The 16,659-nt window shown below is 72.0% G+C and carries 16 protein-coding genes; 9 read left to right on the forward strand and 7 right to left on the reverse strand.

Annotation, left to right across the window (positions count from 1 at the left end; all coding sequences use genetic code 11):
• Window positions 1-144: 144 nt before the first annotated feature.
• Together ACL06G_RS21250 and ACL06G_RS21255 are read left to right on the forward strand one after the other, a co-directional pair.
• A complete protein-coding gene (locus ACL06G_RS21250; RefSeq protein WP_412836514.1) occupies window positions 145-861 on the forward strand; it encodes a hypothetical protein in 717 nt (238 codons plus the stop codon).
• Window positions 862-926: 65 nt separating this feature from the next.
• Window positions 927-1,658, forward strand: coding sequence for a hypothetical protein (locus ACL06G_RS21255; protein ID WP_412788089.1), 732 nt, complete (start codon window positions 927-929; stop codon window positions 1,656-1,658).
• A 57-nt stretch (window positions 1,659-1,715) separates the two neighbouring features.
• Here the strand turns inward: ACL06G_RS21255 and ACL06G_RS21260 are convergent, their stop codons facing one another.
• The 5 genes from ACL06G_RS21260 to ACL06G_RS21280 all read right to left on the reverse strand — a co-directional run bounded on the left by ACL06G_RS21260 (window position 1,716) and on the right by ACL06G_RS21280 (window position 8,409).
• On the reverse strand, window positions 1,716-3,518 hold the full coding sequence (locus ACL06G_RS21260) for an IucA/IucC family protein (protein ID WP_412788088.1): 1,803 nt from the start codon (window positions 3,516-3,518) through the stop codon (window positions 1,716-1,718).
• Window positions 3,515-4,081, reverse strand: a complete 567-nt coding sequence (locus ACL06G_RS21265) for a GNAT family N-acetyltransferase (protein WP_412788087.1) — start codon at window positions 4,079-4,081, stop codon at window positions 3,515-3,517. The genes ACL06G_RS21260 and ACL06G_RS21265 overlap by 4 nt, the downstream gene beginning before the upstream one ends.
• A complete protein-coding gene (locus ACL06G_RS21270; RefSeq protein WP_412836515.1) occupies window positions 4,078-5,400 on the reverse strand; it encodes a lysine N(6)-hydroxylase/L-ornithine N(5)-oxygenase family protein in 1,323 nt (440 codons plus the stop codon). Before ACL06G_RS21270 ends, ACL06G_RS21265 begins: the two co-directional genes overlap by 4 nt.
• A gap of 55 nt (window positions 5,401-5,455) precedes the next feature.
• The gene (locus tag ACL06G_RS21275; protein WP_412788085.1) at window positions 5,456-7,003 is read right to left on the reverse strand and encodes a pyridoxal phosphate-dependent decarboxylase family protein; all 1,548 of its coding nucleotides are present in this window, start codon (window positions 7,001-7,003) and stop codon (window positions 5,456-5,458) included.
• Between the two features lie 113 nt (window positions 7,004-7,116).
• Window positions 7,117-8,409, reverse strand: a complete 1,293-nt coding sequence (locus ACL06G_RS21280; protein ID WP_412788084.1) for a DUF1015 family protein — start codon at window positions 8,407-8,409, stop codon at window positions 7,117-7,119.
• A gap of 95 nt (window positions 8,410-8,504) precedes the next feature.
• Between ACL06G_RS21280 and ACL06G_RS21285 the strand changes: the two genes are divergently transcribed.
• Together ACL06G_RS21285 and ACL06G_RS21290 are read left to right on the forward strand one after the other, a co-directional pair.
• Window positions 8,505-9,527: an HAD hydrolase-like protein gene (locus ACL06G_RS21285; protein WP_412788093.1), complete on the forward strand. Its 1,023-nt coding sequence runs from the start codon at window positions 8,505-8,507 to the stop codon at window positions 9,525-9,527.
• 133 nt (window positions 9,528-9,660) lie between these two features.
• Window positions 9,661-10,101 (forward strand): ATP-binding protein, encoded by a 441-nt coding sequence (locus ACL06G_RS21290; protein WP_412788083.1) that lies wholly within the window; start codon window positions 9,661-9,663, stop codon window positions 10,099-10,101.
• Window positions 10,102-10,144: 43 nt separating this feature from the next.
• Here the strand turns inward: ACL06G_RS21290 and ACL06G_RS21295 are convergent, their stop codons facing one another.
• A complete protein-coding gene (locus ACL06G_RS21295; RefSeq protein ID WP_412788082.1) occupies window positions 10,145-11,011 on the reverse strand; it encodes a siderophore-interacting protein in 867 nt (288 codons plus the stop codon).
• A 29-nt stretch (window positions 11,012-11,040) separates the two neighbouring features.
• Entirely contained in the window at window positions 11,041-12,075 is a 1,035-nt protein-coding gene (locus ACL06G_RS21300; RefSeq protein ID WP_412788081.1) for an ABC transporter substrate-binding protein, read from the reverse strand.
• 127 nt (window positions 12,076-12,202) lie between these two features.
• On the opposite strand from ACL06G_RS21300, the gene ACL06G_RS21305 reads away from it, so the two are divergent.
• The 5 genes from ACL06G_RS21305 to ACL06G_RS21325 all read left to right on the forward strand — a co-directional run.
• Entirely contained in the window at window positions 12,203-13,261 is a 1,059-nt protein-coding gene (locus tag ACL06G_RS21305; RefSeq protein WP_412788080.1) for a FecCD family ABC transporter permease, read from the forward strand.
• On the forward strand, window positions 13,258-14,292 hold the full coding sequence (locus tag ACL06G_RS21310) for a FecCD family ABC transporter permease (protein ID WP_412788079.1): 1,035 nt from the start codon (window positions 13,258-13,260) through the stop codon (window positions 14,290-14,292). Before ACL06G_RS21305 ends, ACL06G_RS21310 begins: the two co-directional genes overlap by 4 nt.
• Window positions 14,293-14,381: 89 nt before the next feature.
• Window positions 14,382-15,326, forward strand: coding sequence for an ABC transporter ATP-binding protein (locus ACL06G_RS21315; RefSeq protein ID WP_412788092.1), 945 nt, complete (start codon window positions 14,382-14,384; stop codon window positions 15,324-15,326).
• A 10-nt stretch (window positions 15,327-15,336) separates the two neighbouring features.
• Window positions 15,337-15,834, forward strand: a complete 498-nt coding sequence (locus tag ACL06G_RS21320; protein ID WP_412788078.1) for a hypothetical protein — start codon at window positions 15,337-15,339, stop codon at window positions 15,832-15,834.
• A gap of 13 nt (window positions 15,835-15,847) precedes the next feature.
• A partial coding sequence (locus ACL06G_RS21325) for a TlyA family RNA methyltransferase (protein WP_412788091.1) occupies window positions 15,848-16,659 on the forward strand: 812 nt, incomplete at its 3' end.

The following is a 16,659-nucleotide window of genomic DNA, read 5'->3' on the forward strand; positions in this document are numbered from 1 at the left end:
AGCCGGTGGCTCCAGCGTACATGCGCTGGAGCCACCGGCTTTTTTATTCTGAGCAGGAATTGCAGACAGGAGTCACCCCGATGTCCACGAACTCGTCCGACGACGATTCCGCGCGTTCGAAGCGCTCCGGATCATCGCGCCAGGGTGGCGACCGGCCCTACCGCTCGCGCGGATACGACCGAGAAGCGGGCCGGCGGGACGATCGCTCCGGATTCCGACGCGACCGCGGGCGGGGCACCGACGACCGTCGAGGTCCGCGGAGGGAAGACGACCGGCGAGGCCGCTCCTACGGAGAGCGCCGCCGTGACGGCGATCGTCCCTTCGACCGCGACCGCGACCGCGACCGCGACCGCGACCGCGACCGCGACCGCGACCGCGACCGCGACCGGAGCAGGGGATGGGACGGGAATCGTGGACGCGAAGGGGACGGCAGGGATCGCGGCGGGCGCCGCGACAGCCGTCCCCGCGATGGTTTCCGTGACTCCGGGCGTGCCCGTGGTTCCTTCCGCAGGGACGACCGTGATCAGGGCACCCGGGGTCAGGACAGGCGCTCTCCGCGTCATGACGGTCGGCGGGGCGATCGTCCGGGTGAGGACAGGAGGCCGGGACGTGCCGGTGGCGGTTCCTTCCGGCGTGACGACCGGTTCCGGGGCCGTGAGGACCGCCGTGACGACCGGTTCCGTGGGCGTGACGACCGGCGTGACGACCGCTTCCGCGGCCGGGACGGCCGCGACGAGCGTCGTGGTGGCCCCCGGGGCGACCGCCGGGACGACCGGCGTGACGATCGGCGGGCCCCTCGTGGCGGCGCCCGCCGCGACGAGCGCCGTGGTGGCGGACCGCGTGGCAGCGGCGAGCCGCTGAAGCGTCTTCCCATTCCCGAGGACGTCTCCGGCGAGGAGCTCCCCCGCGATGTCCGCCAGGAGCTGATGAGCCTTCCGAGGACGCTGGCGGAGGACGTCGCGAACAACCTGATCATGGCCGGTCGCCTGCTGGACGAGGACCCGGAGCAGGCCTACGGCTACTCCCGTGTGGCTCTCCGACTCGCGTCCCGGGTCCCCGCCGTCCGCGAGGCCGCCGGGTTCGCGTCGTACGCGGTGGGCAAGTACGCCGAGGCGCTCGCGGAGTTCCGTGCGGCCCGGCGCATGACCGGTGGCGCCACCTTGTGGCCGATGATGGCCGACTGCGAGCGCGGCATGGGCCGCCCGGAGCGGGCTCTGGCGATGGCCGGTGAGCCCGAGGTGAAGCAGCTGGACAAGGCCGGTCAGGTGGAAATGCGGATCGTCGCCGCCGGTGCGCGGCGTGACATGGGTCAGGCGGACGCGGCCGTCGTCACCCTCCAGAGTTCCGAGCTCGCGTCCCAGTCGGTGCAGCCGTGGACCGCGCGGCTGCGGTACGCCTACGCCGATGTCCTGCTGGAGGTCGGTCGCCGGGACGAGGCCCGCGACTGGTTCGCCAAGGCGCTGGAGGCCGACCAGAAGGGGCTCACCGACGCCTCGGACCGGTTGGCCGAGCTGGACGGACTGGAGTTCGTCGACGCCCTCGACGAGGACGCGGAGGAATCCGGGCAGGCCGGCGGCCTGCCCGGGACGTCCGCGGGCGACACCGAGGACGGGAGCGCGCAGGGCTCCGACGAGGACCGGGGGACCGGTACCGCGTGACGCGCGGGTGGGGTGCGACCTCGGGCCGCACCCCACCTCGTCACGTTCCTCGCCCGCTCAGGCGAACCGGGCGAGCGGATTGTCCAGCGTGCCGGCGAGCTGCAGGGCGCTCGACGGGTCCTGCAAGTCGACCATCTGGGTGTTGTTCCGCAGCTGCAGCCGGTTCAGGCACGAGCGTGCGAACGTGGGGGCGAACAGATCGTGCCGGTCGAATGCGTCCGCCAGGTGCGGCGCGGAGCGGCGGTAGTCGTCCACGCACCGGGCGACGGTGCCCCAGAACGTGTCCTCGTCCATGACGCCTTCTGCGGCGAGGATCCCGTCGAGGAACCGGAAGAAGCAGTCGAACACGTCGGTGAACAGGGAGAGGACCTTCAGCTCCTCAGGCACCTCGGCCCGTATGCGTTCGACCTGCTCCGGGAGCGGGACGTCCGGGCTCATCACGGCGATCTCCTCGGCTATGTCCTTGAAGAAGGCACGCTGCGGCACACCGTCCTCGTCCAGCGCCAGGATGACGTTCTCGCCGTGCGGCATGAACACGAGCTGGTACTCGTAGAAGCAGTGCAGCAGAGGTGTCAGGTAGACCTCGAGGTAGCGGCGCAGCCACTCCGCCGGAGCCAGCCCCGAACGCCGGATCAGCGCGCCGGCGAACGAGTGGCCCTCCCGGTCGACATGCAGCAGCGAAGCCATCGTGGCGGCACGTTCGCCGGACCTCAGCAGCGGTACCGGACTCTCGCGCCACAGGGCGGCGAGCATCTTCCGGTACGGGGACCCCTTGGGCGATCCCGCTTCGTACGCAGGAGGGTGGTAGCCGATGGCCGCCCGCTCCCGGAGCACGGTCAGTCCTGTCCGCCGCAGCACGTCGTCCTTCGACACCAGGTCCGCCAGCCAGTCGTTGATGGCCGGCGTCGCCTCCATGTAGGCGGCGGAGAGGCCGCGGACGAAGCCCATGTTCAGCACCGAGAGCGCGGTCTTCACGTAGTCGCGTTCGGGCCTGCTGCGGTTGAAGAAGGTGCGGATGGACTGCTGGGCCTGGTGCTCGTCGTCGCCGTGGCCGAGGCACACCAGGCGGCGCTCCGCCACCTCGGCGGCGAAGGTGACGGACAGTTTGTTCCACCACTGCCAGGGGTGGACCGGCAGCAGGTGGTAGTCGTCCGGGTCCAGGCCCATGTCCACGAGTACCGCATCGAAGCGTTCCACCGTCGCCCGGTCGAGTTCCTGGCGTACCAGGGTGGCGTGGTCCAGGCCCGGCGTGGCGGTGAACGTGGACCGCCTGCGGTCGGCCGCGAGCCAGATCAGCCGCACCGGTGCTCCGGCCTCCGGAGCGTAGGCGCGGTACTCGGCGATCCCGAAGCCGAGCCGGCCGTTGTTGGCGACGAAACAGGGGTGTCCCTCGGTCATGCCGGCCTCGACCGTCTGGAAGTCCGCCCTCGACAGCTCCTCCGCACCGATTGCGGGTGAGGAGAGTTTGAAAGCGGTGCCGGCAAGGGTGGAGGTGAGTTCTTCCAGGTACACCGGCAGCACGTCGTCGCTCAGCCCCAGGGTGTCGCGGAGTTCGACGACCGCCTCCAGGACGTCCAGCGGCAGTTCCTGGTCGCCGCGGTGACGCGTGATGCTCTCCGCATCGATCTGCCAGTGGTCCAGTGCGCCGCGTCGTGCGGCGAACCGGTGGACGACCGTGCCGTCGTCGCTGTGCACCGCGTAGCGTCCGCCTTCGCCGTCGGCGAGGGGAAGCAGCAGACGTTCGTGCGCGAACTCCGCCAGCGCCTTGCGCAGCAGAAGGCGGTTCGCCCGGGCCCAGTTCTCCGGGGTGAGGTGGTCGACGGCGGTGGCGGGGTCGTCGGTCGCGGGTGGTGGGGTCATGGGCGCACTCCTCGGGCTGCCAGATAGTCGTCGCGGGTGCAGGTACTGAGGTACGCGTCCTTCTCGGGCAGCGAGACGGTTCCCAGGACGCGGAAACCCACGGCTTCGTTGAGCGCGTGGACGGCGGTGTTGCGGATGTCGGGTTCCACCACGACACGACGCACGTCAGGATCGGAGAAGAGTAGATCCATGACGGTGGTGATGACGGCGAGGCTGAAGCCGTGCAGCGGTGTGTCGGTCGGTGCGCAGAGGAAGTGCATGCCGACGTCGCCCGGCAGGGTCTCGTGGACATCGCCCAGTTCGTCGGCCGGGTCGTAGCGCTCGACCAGGAAGGACGGCGTGCCTTCGTGCAGGCCGAGGTAGGCGTCGTGGCCGGGACGTGCGGCAATTTCCCGGAACTCGCGTTCCACGTCCGCGCGTTCCGCATCCTGCATCATCCAGAAGGCCGACTTGGGGTGGGTGAGCCAGCGGTGCAGCAGCGGCGCGTCGCCCGTCGGGTCCACGCGGCGGACGGCGAACGTGCCGAGTTCCCGGTCGGTGCGGGTCCACAGGAGGTCGCTCATGCCGGAGCCACCTGCCCGTCGGTGAGAGGCTCGGGCGGTGCTCCGAAGTCCTGGAAGGCGATGCGCCGCTCCACGGTGTAGGGCTCGCGACCCAGCATCTCCCGGAGGATGCAGGAGTTGCGGTAGGCCGCCATGCCGAGGTCGGGGGCGACGAAGCCGTGTGTGTGGAGTTCCGCGTTCTGCACGTAGATCTCTCCGCCGTCGGCGTCCACCCGGTAGTTCCGACGCACCGCGAAGCGTCCTTGTTCGTCCCAGGAGATGCGGTCGTGAACGGGTTCGAGGAATTCCGGAAGCCGCTGGCGGTACCCGGTGGCGAGGACGAGACCCTGCGTGGTGAGGGAGAAGTCCCGGCCCTGTTCCTCCTGCCGCAGGTCGAGCGTGTAGGTGCCGGTAGCGGCCTCGTGGCGGGCGCCGGTGAGGGCGGTGTTCGTCATCAGCCTCGTGGGGCAGGGGCCGGTCAGACTCTTCTGGTACAGCAGGTCGAAGATGCCGTCGATCAGTTCGGTGTTGATCCCCTTGTACAGGTTCTTCTGGGAGACGACGAGGCGATCGCGGGTCGGGGCGGGCAGCGCGTGGAAGTAGTCCGCGTATTCCGGTGAGGTCATCTCCAGCGTGAGCTTGGTGTACTCCAGGGGGAAGAAGCGCGGTGAGCGCGTCACCCAGGTGAGTTCGTAGCCGTGGGAGTCGATGTCCTGCAGCAGGTCGTGATATATCTCCGCGGCGCTCTGCCCGCTGCCGACGATCGCGATGCTGTCCTTCGCCTGCAGCCGGGCCTTGTTCTCCAGGTAGGCGGAGTTGTGGAGCAGATCACCGCCGAGTCCCCTGCAGCTCTCGGGAACATGGGGTGGTGTTCCCGTGCCCAGTACCAGCCGTCGGGCCCGGTGGACGGTCCGTTCGCCGCGGCGCACGGCGTGGACGGCGTAGCAGCCCTCCGCCTCCTCGTACTCGACGCGTACGACGTCCTCGCCGAAGCGGACACTGCTCAGCCCGCGCGCCGCCCAGCGGCAGTAGTCGTTGTACTCGGTGCGCAGCGGGTAGAAGCTCTCGCGGATGTAGAACGCGTAGAGCCGCCCGGACTGCTTGAGGTAGTTGAGGAAGGAGTAGGGCGACGTCGGGTCGGCGAAGGTCACCAGGTCGGCCAGGAACGGTGTCTGGAGTGTGGCGCTCTCCAGCAGCATGCCGGGGTGCCAGTCGAATTCCTCGTTCCGTTCCAGGAACAGGCCGTCGAGCCCGTCGAGCGGTTCGGCCAGGCAGGCCAGGCCGAGGTTGAAGGGGCCCAGGCCGACGGCGATGAAGTCGTGGATGTCAGGGGTGGACACGTGTGCTCCGGGAGGGAGGGGACGGGGACGGTTCGTGCGGTGCGTGCCGCGTTGCTCAGGCGCCGGTTTCCCGGGAGACGTAGTCCTGCGCGTGTCCGGCCAGCAGGTCGAGGACCGCGGCCAGGTCGTCCCGGGTGGTGTACGGGTTGAGCAGGGTGAACTTCAGGTGGTGCCGGCCGTCGACCACCGTTCCCGCGACGACGGCCTCGCCGGAGGCGAACAGCTCCCGGCGTGCGTGGAGGTTCGCCCGGTCGCACAGCACCGGATCCGTCCGGCCGGTGTCCTGTTCCGGCACGTACCTGAAGACCAGGGTGCTCAGCCGCGGCGCGACGACGACCTCGAACCGGGGATCGCGGTCCAGTAGGCGCCAGGCCTCCGCGGCCCGGTCCACCACCGTGTCGAAGAGTTCCCCGAGCGCGTCGGCGCCCATGATCCGCAGGGTCATCCACAGTTTGAGCGCGTCGAAGCGCCGCGTCGTCTGGAGTGACTTGTCGACCTGGTTGGGGATGTGCTCGCTGGTGTTCCGGCGCGGGTTGAGGTAGTCGGCGTGATAAGTGACGTGCCGGAGCGTCGCCCCGTCCCGGACCAGCAGTGCGCTGGAACTGACCGGCTGGAAGAAGGACTTGTGGTAGTCGACGGTCACGGAGTCCGCCCGCTCGATGCCGTCGAGCAGATGGCGGCGTCGCGACGACAGCAGCAGTCCGCAGCCGTAGGCAGCGTCGACGTGCATCCAGGTGTTGTGGGAGGCGCAAAGGCGGGCGATCTCCGGCAGCGGATCGATGCTGCCGAAGTCGGTGGTGCCGGCGGTGGCGACGACCGCCATCGGCACCAGGTCCTCGCGCCGGCAGCGCTCCAGTTCCTCGGCCAGCGCGTCGGCCCGCATGCGACGCTCCTCGTCGCAGGGGACGGAGATGACGGCGTCCTGTCCGAGGCCGAGCAGCAGGGCCGACTTGGTGACGCTGAAGTGGCTGCATGCGGAGGCCAGGACGCGGAGCCGTGGCAGGATCTCCGGTGTGCGCGGCGGTGTCTCCGCGTTCTTCCGCACCAGCCGGCATGCCTCCTCCCTGGCCAGGAGAAGGGCCTGGAGGTTCGACTGGGTCCCTCCGCTGGTGAAGACGCCGTCGGCCGCTCGGCCCAGGCCCGCACGCTGTGCCGTCCAGCCGATCAGGCGGCGTTCGATGAGGGTGCCGCCCGCGCTCTGGTCCCAGGTGTCCAGGGACGAGTTGACCGCGGACAGCACGGTTTCGCCGACCATCGCCGGAATGACCACCGGGCAGTTGAGGTGGGCGACATAGCGCGGGTGGTGGAAGTAGACGGCGTCGCGCAGGTAGAGCTGTTCGAGTTCGTCCAGCGCCGCGGTCGTGTCGTGCAGCGGATCGTCGAGGTCGACAGCGGCGATCTCCGGGGCGAGGCGATCGGGGGCGGTGCCGCTGAAGGGGCGCTCGGTGGTGGCGATCCTCGAAGCCACGCGTTCCGCCCCGGCGCCGACCGCGCGCCGGTACTCCTCCGCCGTGCCTCCGGCCAGCAGGTACGCCCCGCTCGTCGGGGCGTCCGTTGCCGGCCCGACGGAATGCTCCTCGGTGGGATGCGCGAGGAAACCCATGGAAAGTCCTCCCTGGTGCGGACGTCGTGCGCGCAGGGGCAGCGCAGGACACCCCCGTCCGTTGACTGAGGTTAGCCTAACCTAAGCCATAAGAGGGAGGGGAGGGGGGACCTTCAGTCGGACGTCTCCCGCAGGGAACGCATCACCAGTCCGGTGGCGGGTTTCGGCCCGAAGGACGTCGACTTGCGCGGCATGGTGACGCCCTGCCCGGCCAGTTCCCGCACCGTCTCCTCGCGTTCCGGACGGAGGAGCACGGCCGTGCCACCACGCTGGCGCGCCTGCTCGACCGCGTCCTCGGCGGAGTGCAGGTAGGAGATGTCCGCCGGGCTGTCCGGAACCCGCCACACGTGGTCCAGCAGCGCGGCGTGCAGCACGGTCGCGTCCAACTGCCTCCAGGCCTCGGGCCGGTCCGTGCGCACCGTCCGGGCCGGCAGGGAGGCGTCCAGGCGGTCCACCAGGCGGAGCGGGCCCGTGCCGTCCGCGAGGAGGTACGCGTTCCCGGGGGTCGCCGCCAACAGGTCCAGCGCCGTCGACAGCGGGCTGTCGAGACGCCGGACGCGGCACACGCCGTCCAGGGCGGAGAGCGCCTGCTGCAACGGCAGTCGTGGCAGGACACGGTGGATCGCGCGTACCTGCAACGGGTAGCGGGCGGAGTCGACCAGCAGCACGAGCCCGGCCGACCAGGCGTCCGCCCCCTCGCTGCCCTGCCGCTCCCGGTACAGCTGCTGGTAGGTCGCCCATCTGTGGTGGCCGTCGGCGATCATCGCCTGCCGGGAGGCCAGGTCCGCCTCGACGACCGCCAGTTCCTCGGGAGAGGTCACCGACCACAGGCGGTGCGCGTACCCGTCCTCGGTCGTGGTGGTGAGCAACGGTGGCCGGGACATGCAGCGTTCGATGACCGCGGTGGCCCCGGTGACGGTGCCGTCACCCCGGTAGGTGAGCAGCAGCGGTTCGAAGTTGGCGGCGGCCTCCCGCATCAGCGCCGCCCGGTCGGCCACGATCTCCGGCACGACGGCCTCGTGCGGCAGCACCGGACCGTCCAGGCGCAGCGCCCCGATCAGGCCCCGTTGCAGCACCTCGCCGCGCCGCTGCTCGTACACGTACAGCGCGGGGTCCGGGTCGGTGGTCAGGACTCCTTCCTGCTGCCAGCGGCTCAGCGTCCGCGCCGCCTGCCGGTGCCGTGCACCGGGGTCGGCGGTGTGGGGAAGGATCAGGCGCACGATGTTGTACGGGTCGGCCGTCTCCAGGTGGAGCACACCGTCCGGCCGGACGACGACGTCGTAGGGCGGCGAGGTGACGGCGGCGAGGGAACTCACTCGGTCCGGGTCGTAGCGCAGCCCGCGGAAAGGCAGCAGCGTCAGGCCGTCGGTGTCCCGGGTGGAGGCGTCGTTGCCGTCGGTTCGCATCCCGGAATGCTATGCGGGCCTGCCGCATGCGGGAGGGGGAGGGTACGGGATGATCGGGGGTGCACACCACCAGAGCACCGTTCGAGGGAACCCCCATGCTCCATGCCTGCGACGCCGCTCCGAGCCGGGTCTACGACACCGCGCTCCTCGACCTGGACGGCGTGGTGTACGCCGGTGGAGCCGCCGTTCCGCAGGCTGTCGAGGCGCTCGCCGCGGCCAGGGCCGACGGCATGCGGGAGGCGTTCGTCACCAACAACGCCTCCCGCACTCCGGAGGCCGTCGCCGAGCACCTGAACCGACTCGGTGTGCCCGCCGGTGCCGAAGCGGTGGTGACCTCCGCACAGGCCGTCGCACGTCTGGTGGCGGAGCAGCTGCCCCCGGGTGCACGGGTGCTCCGGGTCGGAGGCGAGGGGCTGCGGGTGGCGCTGGAGGAGCGCGGTCTGCACCTCGTGGAATCCGCCGACGACGAGCCGCTCGCCGTCGTCCAGGGGTACGGCGGACCTGATTTGCGATGGGGCCTGCTGGCCGAGGCGTCGCTCGCGATCGGTCGCGGTGCCGCCTGGTTCGCCGCGAACGCCGACGCGACCGTGCCGGACGCTCGGGGTATCGGCCCCGGAAACGGGGCGGCACTCGAGGTCGTGCGGATCGCCACCCGGTGGATGCGGCCCGCCCCCGAACCGCGGGTCGCCGGGAAGCCGCAGCCGCCGATGCACCGGGAGACGATTCTGCGGACCGGCGCGCAGCGGCCGCTGGTCGTGGGCGACCGGCTGGACACCGATATCGAGGGGGCGCGGGCCTCCGGCGCGGACTCCTTGCTGGTGCTGACGGGAGTGACGGACGCGGCGCAGCTGGTGGCCGCGCCCGTGGAGCACCGCCCGTGCTACGTGGCCGCGGATCTGCGCGGTCTCCTGCTGCCCCACCCGGCCCCCGAGAAGGCCGACCACGGGTTCGCCTGCGGAGGCTGGCGTGCCCGGTGCTCCGGGGACAGCCTCGTCCTGAACGGCGACGGCGACCCGCTCGACGGTCTCCGCGCGCTGTGCTCCGCCGCCTGGGCAGCCGCGGGCGAGGGGCGGTGCACAGCGGATGCCGCCGAGGCGCTCTCACGGCTCGCCCGGTGAGCGCACCGTGGTGGACGACTCCGCACTCGGGTTCGCGGACTCCTCCGCCCGCCACGTCCTTCCTCCGGCTCCGCCGCATGCGCCTCCCCGGAGCGGGCATGCGGCCTGCACGGGGAGTAGGAACGGGATCGGAATGGAACGAGTGCGAAGAGAGAGGTTCTCCGCCGGACCGGCCGGAGAGCCTCTGCTTCCGCCGCCGCTGACGGCGGCGGAGGCCAGGGACCGTGTCACACATCTGCTGGGACGCCATTTCGGGGAGGCCGGGCGGGCCTCGCCCGGCGACGAGGTCGTCGTGGCCGACGCGCTGCTGGTGACCTCCGAACTGGCCACCAACGCGATCCGGCACGCGGGAGGGATCACCGCTTTCCGTGCCAGGATCCATCGGGACCGGCTGATCGTGACCGTGTCCGACGGCAGCGACGCCGTGCCGCGCCGTCAGGAGCTGTCCACCACCGGCCGGTCGCAACCCGGAGGGTACGGATGGGCGCTGACGTGCCGATTGGCCCGCCGACTGGTCGTCACCCGGCACCACGGCGGGGGCAAGTCGGTCACGGCCCACCTGCCGCTGCTGTGATCGTGCGCCCGCCCCGCCGCGTCCACCGGGCGCGGGCGCGGCTTCAGTCCTCCGGCACCCGGGCGACGCCCTCCGCGGCTTCGGCGGCGAGACGGTCCTCCGAGGTGCCCAGGCGCCAGTATCCGGAGAAGGTGACGCGGCGCCGGTCGAAGCCCCGGTCGCCCAGCAGGTGGCGGCGCAGCGCACGCACCGTTCCGGCTTCACCCGCCAGCCAGGCGTACGGAGTGCCGTCCGGGAATGCCAGGGACCGGACGGTCGCCAGCGCCGCCTCGGTGCGGTTCCGCCGCTCGCCGGCCCGCACCAGCCAGGTGACGTCGACGGGTGCCGCCGCGGCGAGTTCGGTGACGTCGCCCGGCCGAGGCACCTCGACGACGACGTGGGCGGGCAGTTCCGCTGGCAGCCACTCCACTATCGCCGCGATCGCGGGCAGTGCGGTCTCGTCGCCGCACAGCAGCACCCAGTCGGTGTCCTCGGGCGGCCGGAAACCCACCGACTTGTTGTCCGCCACCACCGGGCCGAGCAGCGTGACCCGGTCGCCGGGCCGGGCCTCGCCCGCCCAGCGGGACGCGGGACCGCCGTCACCGTGCAGGGCGAAGTCGATGTCCAGTTCTCCGTCGCGTTGCTCCCGCACGGTGTAGGCCCGCATCACGGGACGTTCGGCGGGATCCATGGCGCGGTAGCGGGCGAACCAGTCCGCTCCGCGCGGGACCGTAGGTGCCCGCCGGCCGGGTTGCGGGAGGAAGAGCGAGAAGCTCTGGTCGCGTCCGCCACCGGCGAACTCCGCCATGTCCGGGCCGCCGAGCGTGACGCGGAGCATCGTCGGCCCCAGTCTGCGGGTGCGCACCACCTCCAGGTCGAAGAAGTCGAACGGCACTGCGGGTGCGGGTGTTTCGGAGACCGGTGTGGTCACGGTGCTTTCCCCTCTCGTTCCGGGCTCTTTCAGCCGGCCTTCCCGGCGTCCTCGATGGCCGTGGCCAGACGTTCCAGCAGGGGTGCCGCGCCCGCGTAGGAGAAGCGGGGCTCGCTGGACCACGGAGTGATCCGGCCCGCTCGGACGGCAGGCAGCGCGCGCCAGGCCGGCTTGGCCTTCAGCTGCTCGGGCTGCAACGTCGCCGTGCGGTCGTCGAGCAGCAGGAGGTCCGCGTCGTAGGTGTCGGCGTTCTCCCAGCTGAGGCTCTCGAAGTAGCCGCCCTTGTCCAGGTTTTCCGGCATGACGAGGTTCACTCCGAGTTCCCGGAAGTACTGCAGGTCGGCGTTCACCTCGGGGTTGGAGGCGTAGAACAGGTCCTTGCTGCCGGAGCACGCCAGCACACGGAGGCGCCGGTTCGCCGCGGCGGCCTTGCGGAGGCGTTCGGAGGCCTGCTCGAAGCGGGCCCGGGCGTCGGTGACCCGGGGGGCCTTCAGATCGGCGCCGAGTGCGGCCGCCAGTTCCGCGTAGCGGACGACGATCTTCTTCAGGGAGGTGCGTGCGCTCTTGATCGCGAGGGTGGGGGCCAGTTCGACGATCTTGGACTTGCTCTCCTCGGGCACGAACCACAGAGCGCCCGGCTCGTACATGTTGGTGATCAGCAGTTGCGGGCGCGTGGAGGCGTACTTCTCGATGCTGAACTCGCCGTAGGCGTTGCCGATGATCTCGACGCGGTCGACGTCGAGGTCGCCGGCCTGCGGGTCGGCGCTGCCGTCGGGCAGGGTCGTCGGCCCGAAGACGCCGACCAGCCGGTCGTCGACGCCGAAGTCGTGCAGGGCTGCTGCGGTTCCGGTGAACGCGACGATCCGCTGCGGCGCGGACCCCAGGGAGACGGTGCGGCCGCGGTCGTCGGTGAAGGACCACGCGCCGCCGTCGCCCTGCGAGGGGCCGCCCTTGCCCGGCGCGTCGCTGCCGCCGCAGGCGGCGAGCAGGGCGCCGAGTCCGAGGGCTCCTCCGGCGCCGAGTACGCCGCGGCGGGTGGGTCGGGAGGGACGGTACTGAGACATGACGGTGCCTTTCCTGCGGACTGGGGAGGGCCGTGACCCTGAAACCGTGGTTAGGTTAACCTAACCAAAGTTGTTGTCCAGGAGGAGGGGCACCGGCCCCGCCCGCATCGAATCGGAGCCGCCCCACGTGTCGCTCACCGAGTCCCCACCGCACGCGCCCGGTTCGGCAGCATCCCCCAACCCCGCACCGCGGCCCGGGCGGCACGCGGCCCGGGCCCTCGGACTTCTCGCCTCGCTGGTGCTGCTGCTCGCACTTCTCGCCGGGAGTCTTGCACTCGGCGCCAGGCCCCTGGCCCCTGGAGAGGTGTGGACCGGACTGGTCGAGGCGTCGTCCCCGCACCACGCCGTGGTCCACGGCATGCGACTCCCCCGGACGCTGCTGGGCCTGCTGATCGGGGCCGCGCTGGGGCTCGCGGGTGGGGTGATGCAGGCACTCACCCGGAATCCGCTCGCCGATCCCGGACTCCTCGGCATCAACGCGGGCGCCGCCGCCTCCGTGGTCACCGCCCTCACATTCCTCGGCGTCCAGGAGTTCACCGGGTACGTCTGGTTCGCGCTCGCGGGCGCGGCCGCGGTTTCCGTCCTCGTCTACGTCGTCGGTGGCGGACGCGGCGCCACGCCGGCCCGCCTCGCCCTCGCCGGAGCAGCTCTCAACGCCGCCCTGTTCAGCTATGTCAACGCGGTGATGCTGCTGGACACCTCCTCCCTCGACGTCATGCGCTTCTGGACCGTCGGCTCCCTGGCGGGCGCACCCCCGGCCACCGCGTCCCGTGTGCTGCCCTTCCTCGTCCTCGGCACGGTCCTCGCCCTCGCCCTGGCACGTCCGCTCAACGCCCTGGCGCTGGGCGAGGAATCCGCGAAAGCTCTCGGCTCCCGTCCCGAACACACCCGGGCCGCGGGCGTCCTGGCCGTCACCCTGCTCTGCGGTGCTGCCACGGCCGCCTGCGGACCCATCGTGTTCGTGGGGCTGATGGTGCCCCACGCCGTCCGCGCCCTCACCGGCCCCGACATGCGCTGGATGCTCCCCTACTGCGCCGTCCTCGCCCCGGTCCTGCTGCTCGCCGCCGACGTCGTCGGGCGACTCGTCGCCCGCCCCTCAGAAGTCCAGGTCGGCGTGGTGACCGCAGTGCTGGGCGGGCCGCTCTTCCTCTACTTCGTGAGCCGGCGGAAGGCAGTCCGTGCATGAGCGTCCTCCGCATCGGCAGCCTGTCCCTCGTCCACCGGCCCCGTGCCGTCGCGGCGAGTACCGCCTGCGCCCTGGTGGCGCTGGCCGCGGCCCTGTTCGCGATCGCCTCGGGCAGCGGCGACTATCCGATGACCGCTGGGGACGTGCTGCGGACCCTCCTGGGAACGGGCGTCCCCGCGGACGAGTTCATCGTTCGGGAAGTGCGGCTGCCGCGCGCGGCCACCGCCCTCCTCGTCGGCGCCTCCCTCGCTCTGGGCGGGGCCGTCTTCCAGTCCGTCGTCCGCAACCCGCTCGGCAGCCCCGACATCCTCGGCTTCACTTCCGGGTCCGCCACCGGCGCCCTCACCACCGTGGTGCTCCTCGGCGGCGGCAGCGCCGCCCTCGCTGCGGGAGCCGTGGCCGGCGGCGCCCTCACCGGCCTCGCCGTCGCCCTGCTCTCCTGGCGGCAGGGGATGCACGGCTACCGGCTGATCCTCATCGGCATCGGCATGACCGCCCTCCTGACCGGTGTCAACGGTTACCTGCTGACCCGCGCCCAGCTCCTGGACGCCGGACGCGCGGTGCTGTGGATCACCGGCAGCCTGGACGGCCGGGGCTGGGAGAACGTCCTGCCGCTGCTCGTCGCCCTGGCCGTGCTGCTGCCGCTCGTCCTGCTCGGCTGCTCACGTCCGCTGCGCATGCTCGAGATGGGTGACGACACGGCGGCCTCTCTCGGTGTCGCGACCCGGAAGGTGCGGGTCACGGTACTCGCCGCAGCCGTCCTGCTGGTGTCCTTCGCCGCGGCGGCGGCAGGTCCGGTCGCCTTCGTGGCACTCACCGCACCGCAGCTCGCCCGACGACTCACGCGCGCCCCCGGCCCCAACCTGCTGCCCGCGCTCTGTCTCGGAGCAGCACTCATGGTGCTGGCCGACCTGGCGGCCCAACGCCTGGTCCCCGGACACACCCTTCCCGTCGGAGTCGTCACCGGCGTCCTGGGCGGGGGATACCTCGTGTGGCTGCTGGCCACCGAGCGGAGAGCGGGCCGCCTGTGACGACGTCCCGGGCGGCAGCCGAAGGAACCGGCGGCGCGGGCGGCGCGCGCGAACGGAACGACCACAGCACGGAGACCGGGAGCACCACCATGCACGCCACCGACACAACCCCCGCCACCGGCACCGCGCCCCCGCGACGTGCTGCCGCCGCGGAAGACCGGCACGTCGGACTCGCCGGCGAAGACCTGACCCTGGCCTACGACGGACGCACCGTCGCACGCGGCCTCGACGCAGCCGTGCCCGACCGGTCCTTCACCGTGATCGTCGGCCCCAACGCCTGCGGCAAGTCGACCCTCCTGAAGGCTCTGTCGGGGCTCCTCGGCCCCGCATCGGGCCGGGTCGTCCTCGACGGGCGCGACATCGCCCGGCTGCCGGCGAAGCAGATCGCGCGGAAGCTCGGACTGCTCCCGCAGTCCTCCCTCGCGCCCGACGGCATCACCGTCGCCGACCTCGTGGCCCGGGGCCGCTACCCCCACCAGGGGCTCCTGCGGCAGTGGTCGCGGCACGACGAACGCGTCACCGCCGACGCCATGGCCGCCACCGGCGTCCTCGAACTGGCCGACCGCCTCGTCGAGGAACTGTCCGGAGGCCAGCGCCAGCGGGTGTGGATCGCCATGGTCCTCGCGCAGGAAACGCCCCTGCTGCTCCTCGACGAACCGACGACGTACCTGGACATCGCCCACCAGATCGATGTCCTCGACCTCTGCGCCCGGCTCCACGACCACGGCCGCACCGTCGTTGCGGTGCTCCACGACCTCAACCACGCAGCCCGCTACGCGACCCACCTCGTCGCCATGAAGGACGGAGAGGTCGTGGCCGAGGGGCCGCCCGGGGACGTGGTCACCGCCGAACTGGTCGAGAAGGTCTTCGGCCTGCCCTGCCGTGTGATCGACGACCCCGAGACCGGGACGCCCCTGGTCGTCCCCGCGGCCCGTGGCCGGGCACGCGCCGGGAGCGGCCCCGTGCCCCCCGGTGGGGGCGACTTTCCGCCCGGCCCGGGCACGGGCGCCGCACACGATCCCGCGGAGGGGTAGCGTCGGCCCCATGAACGAGCCGATGCCAGGTTCCCAGCCGGAACAGCCGGGGACGCCGCCCGGCCGTCGCCCCCTGCCCGGTCCGCCGGCACCCGTTCCGGCCCGTCGCCCGCTCGGTGCACCGGCGCAGTCCGCCCCTGCCCCGCGGGAGGACCCTCCCGCTCCGGCACCGTCGGCGGGAGACCGGGAGTGCGGGCCGCCCGGGGCCCCGGTTCCGGCCCCTCCACCCGCCCCCGGGGACGGCGCCACGCCCGCCGACGACGCGGCGGGCGACGGACCGGATACGGCCCCGGCCGGACCCGGCGGTGCCGAGCCCGTCCCGCACGGACCCCGGCCGCTCGGACTGCGCCTGACGCCGACCGGCCACCGCCCCGTCGACGACACGCTGCAACGCCTGGCCGACGCCGACCACCTCGCCGTCCCCGGCCACCTGGAGGTGTACGAGGATGTGCACCGCGCGCTGCGCGACACGCTGACCGCGCTCGACCGGCACGATTCCAGGAGCTGAACCCCACGTGGCTGTGACCCGCCCGCAACGCAGGCGCCTCGACGCCGAGCTGGTGCGCCGCAAGCTGGCCCGTTCCCGCGAGCATGCGAGCAGGCTCATCGCCGACGGGCGCGTGACCGTCGGCGGCGCCACCGCCACCAAACCCGCCACGCAGGTGCGGACGAGCGCCGCCGTCGTCGTCCGTGAGGACGACGGCGACCCCGACTACGTCTCGCGGGGCGGACACAAACTCGCCGGCGCTCTCGCGGCCTTCACCCCCGACGGCCTCGCCGTGGAAGGACGCCGCGCCCTGGACGCCGGCGCCTCCACCGGCGGCTTCACCGACGTCCTGCTCCGTGCCGGGGCCGGGCACGTGGTGGCCGTCGACGTCGGCTACGGGCAGCTCGCCTGGTCGCTGCAGAGCGACGACCGGGTCACCGTCAAGGACCGCACCAACATCCGTGAGCTGACCCCGGCCGATCTGGACGACCTCCCCGCCGACCTGATCGTCGGCGACCTGTCGTTCATCCCGCTCGGACTCGTGCTGCCGGCCCTCGCGCGCTGCGCCGCGCCCGACGCCGACCTCGTCCTCATGGTCAAACCGCAGTTCGAGGTCGGGAAGGAACGTCTGGGCAGCGGGGGCGTGGTGCGCAGTCCCGCGCTGCGTGCCGAGGCCGTCCGCACCGTCGCACAACGGGCCGCGGCCCTCGGCTACGGCGTGCGCGGCGTCACCGCAAGTCCGCTGCCGGGACCGTCCGGAAACGTCGAGTACTTTCTGTGGCTGCGAGCCGGGGCGCCCGAACTGGACCCGGCCGACGTCGAGCGAGCGGTTGCGAAGGGACCCCA

The sequence above is a fragment of the Streptomyces callyspongiae genome (assembly GCF_047200695.1).
In the GTDB taxonomy this organism is placed as follows: Bacteria; Actinomycetota; Actinomycetes; order Streptomycetales; family Streptomycetaceae; genus Streptomyces.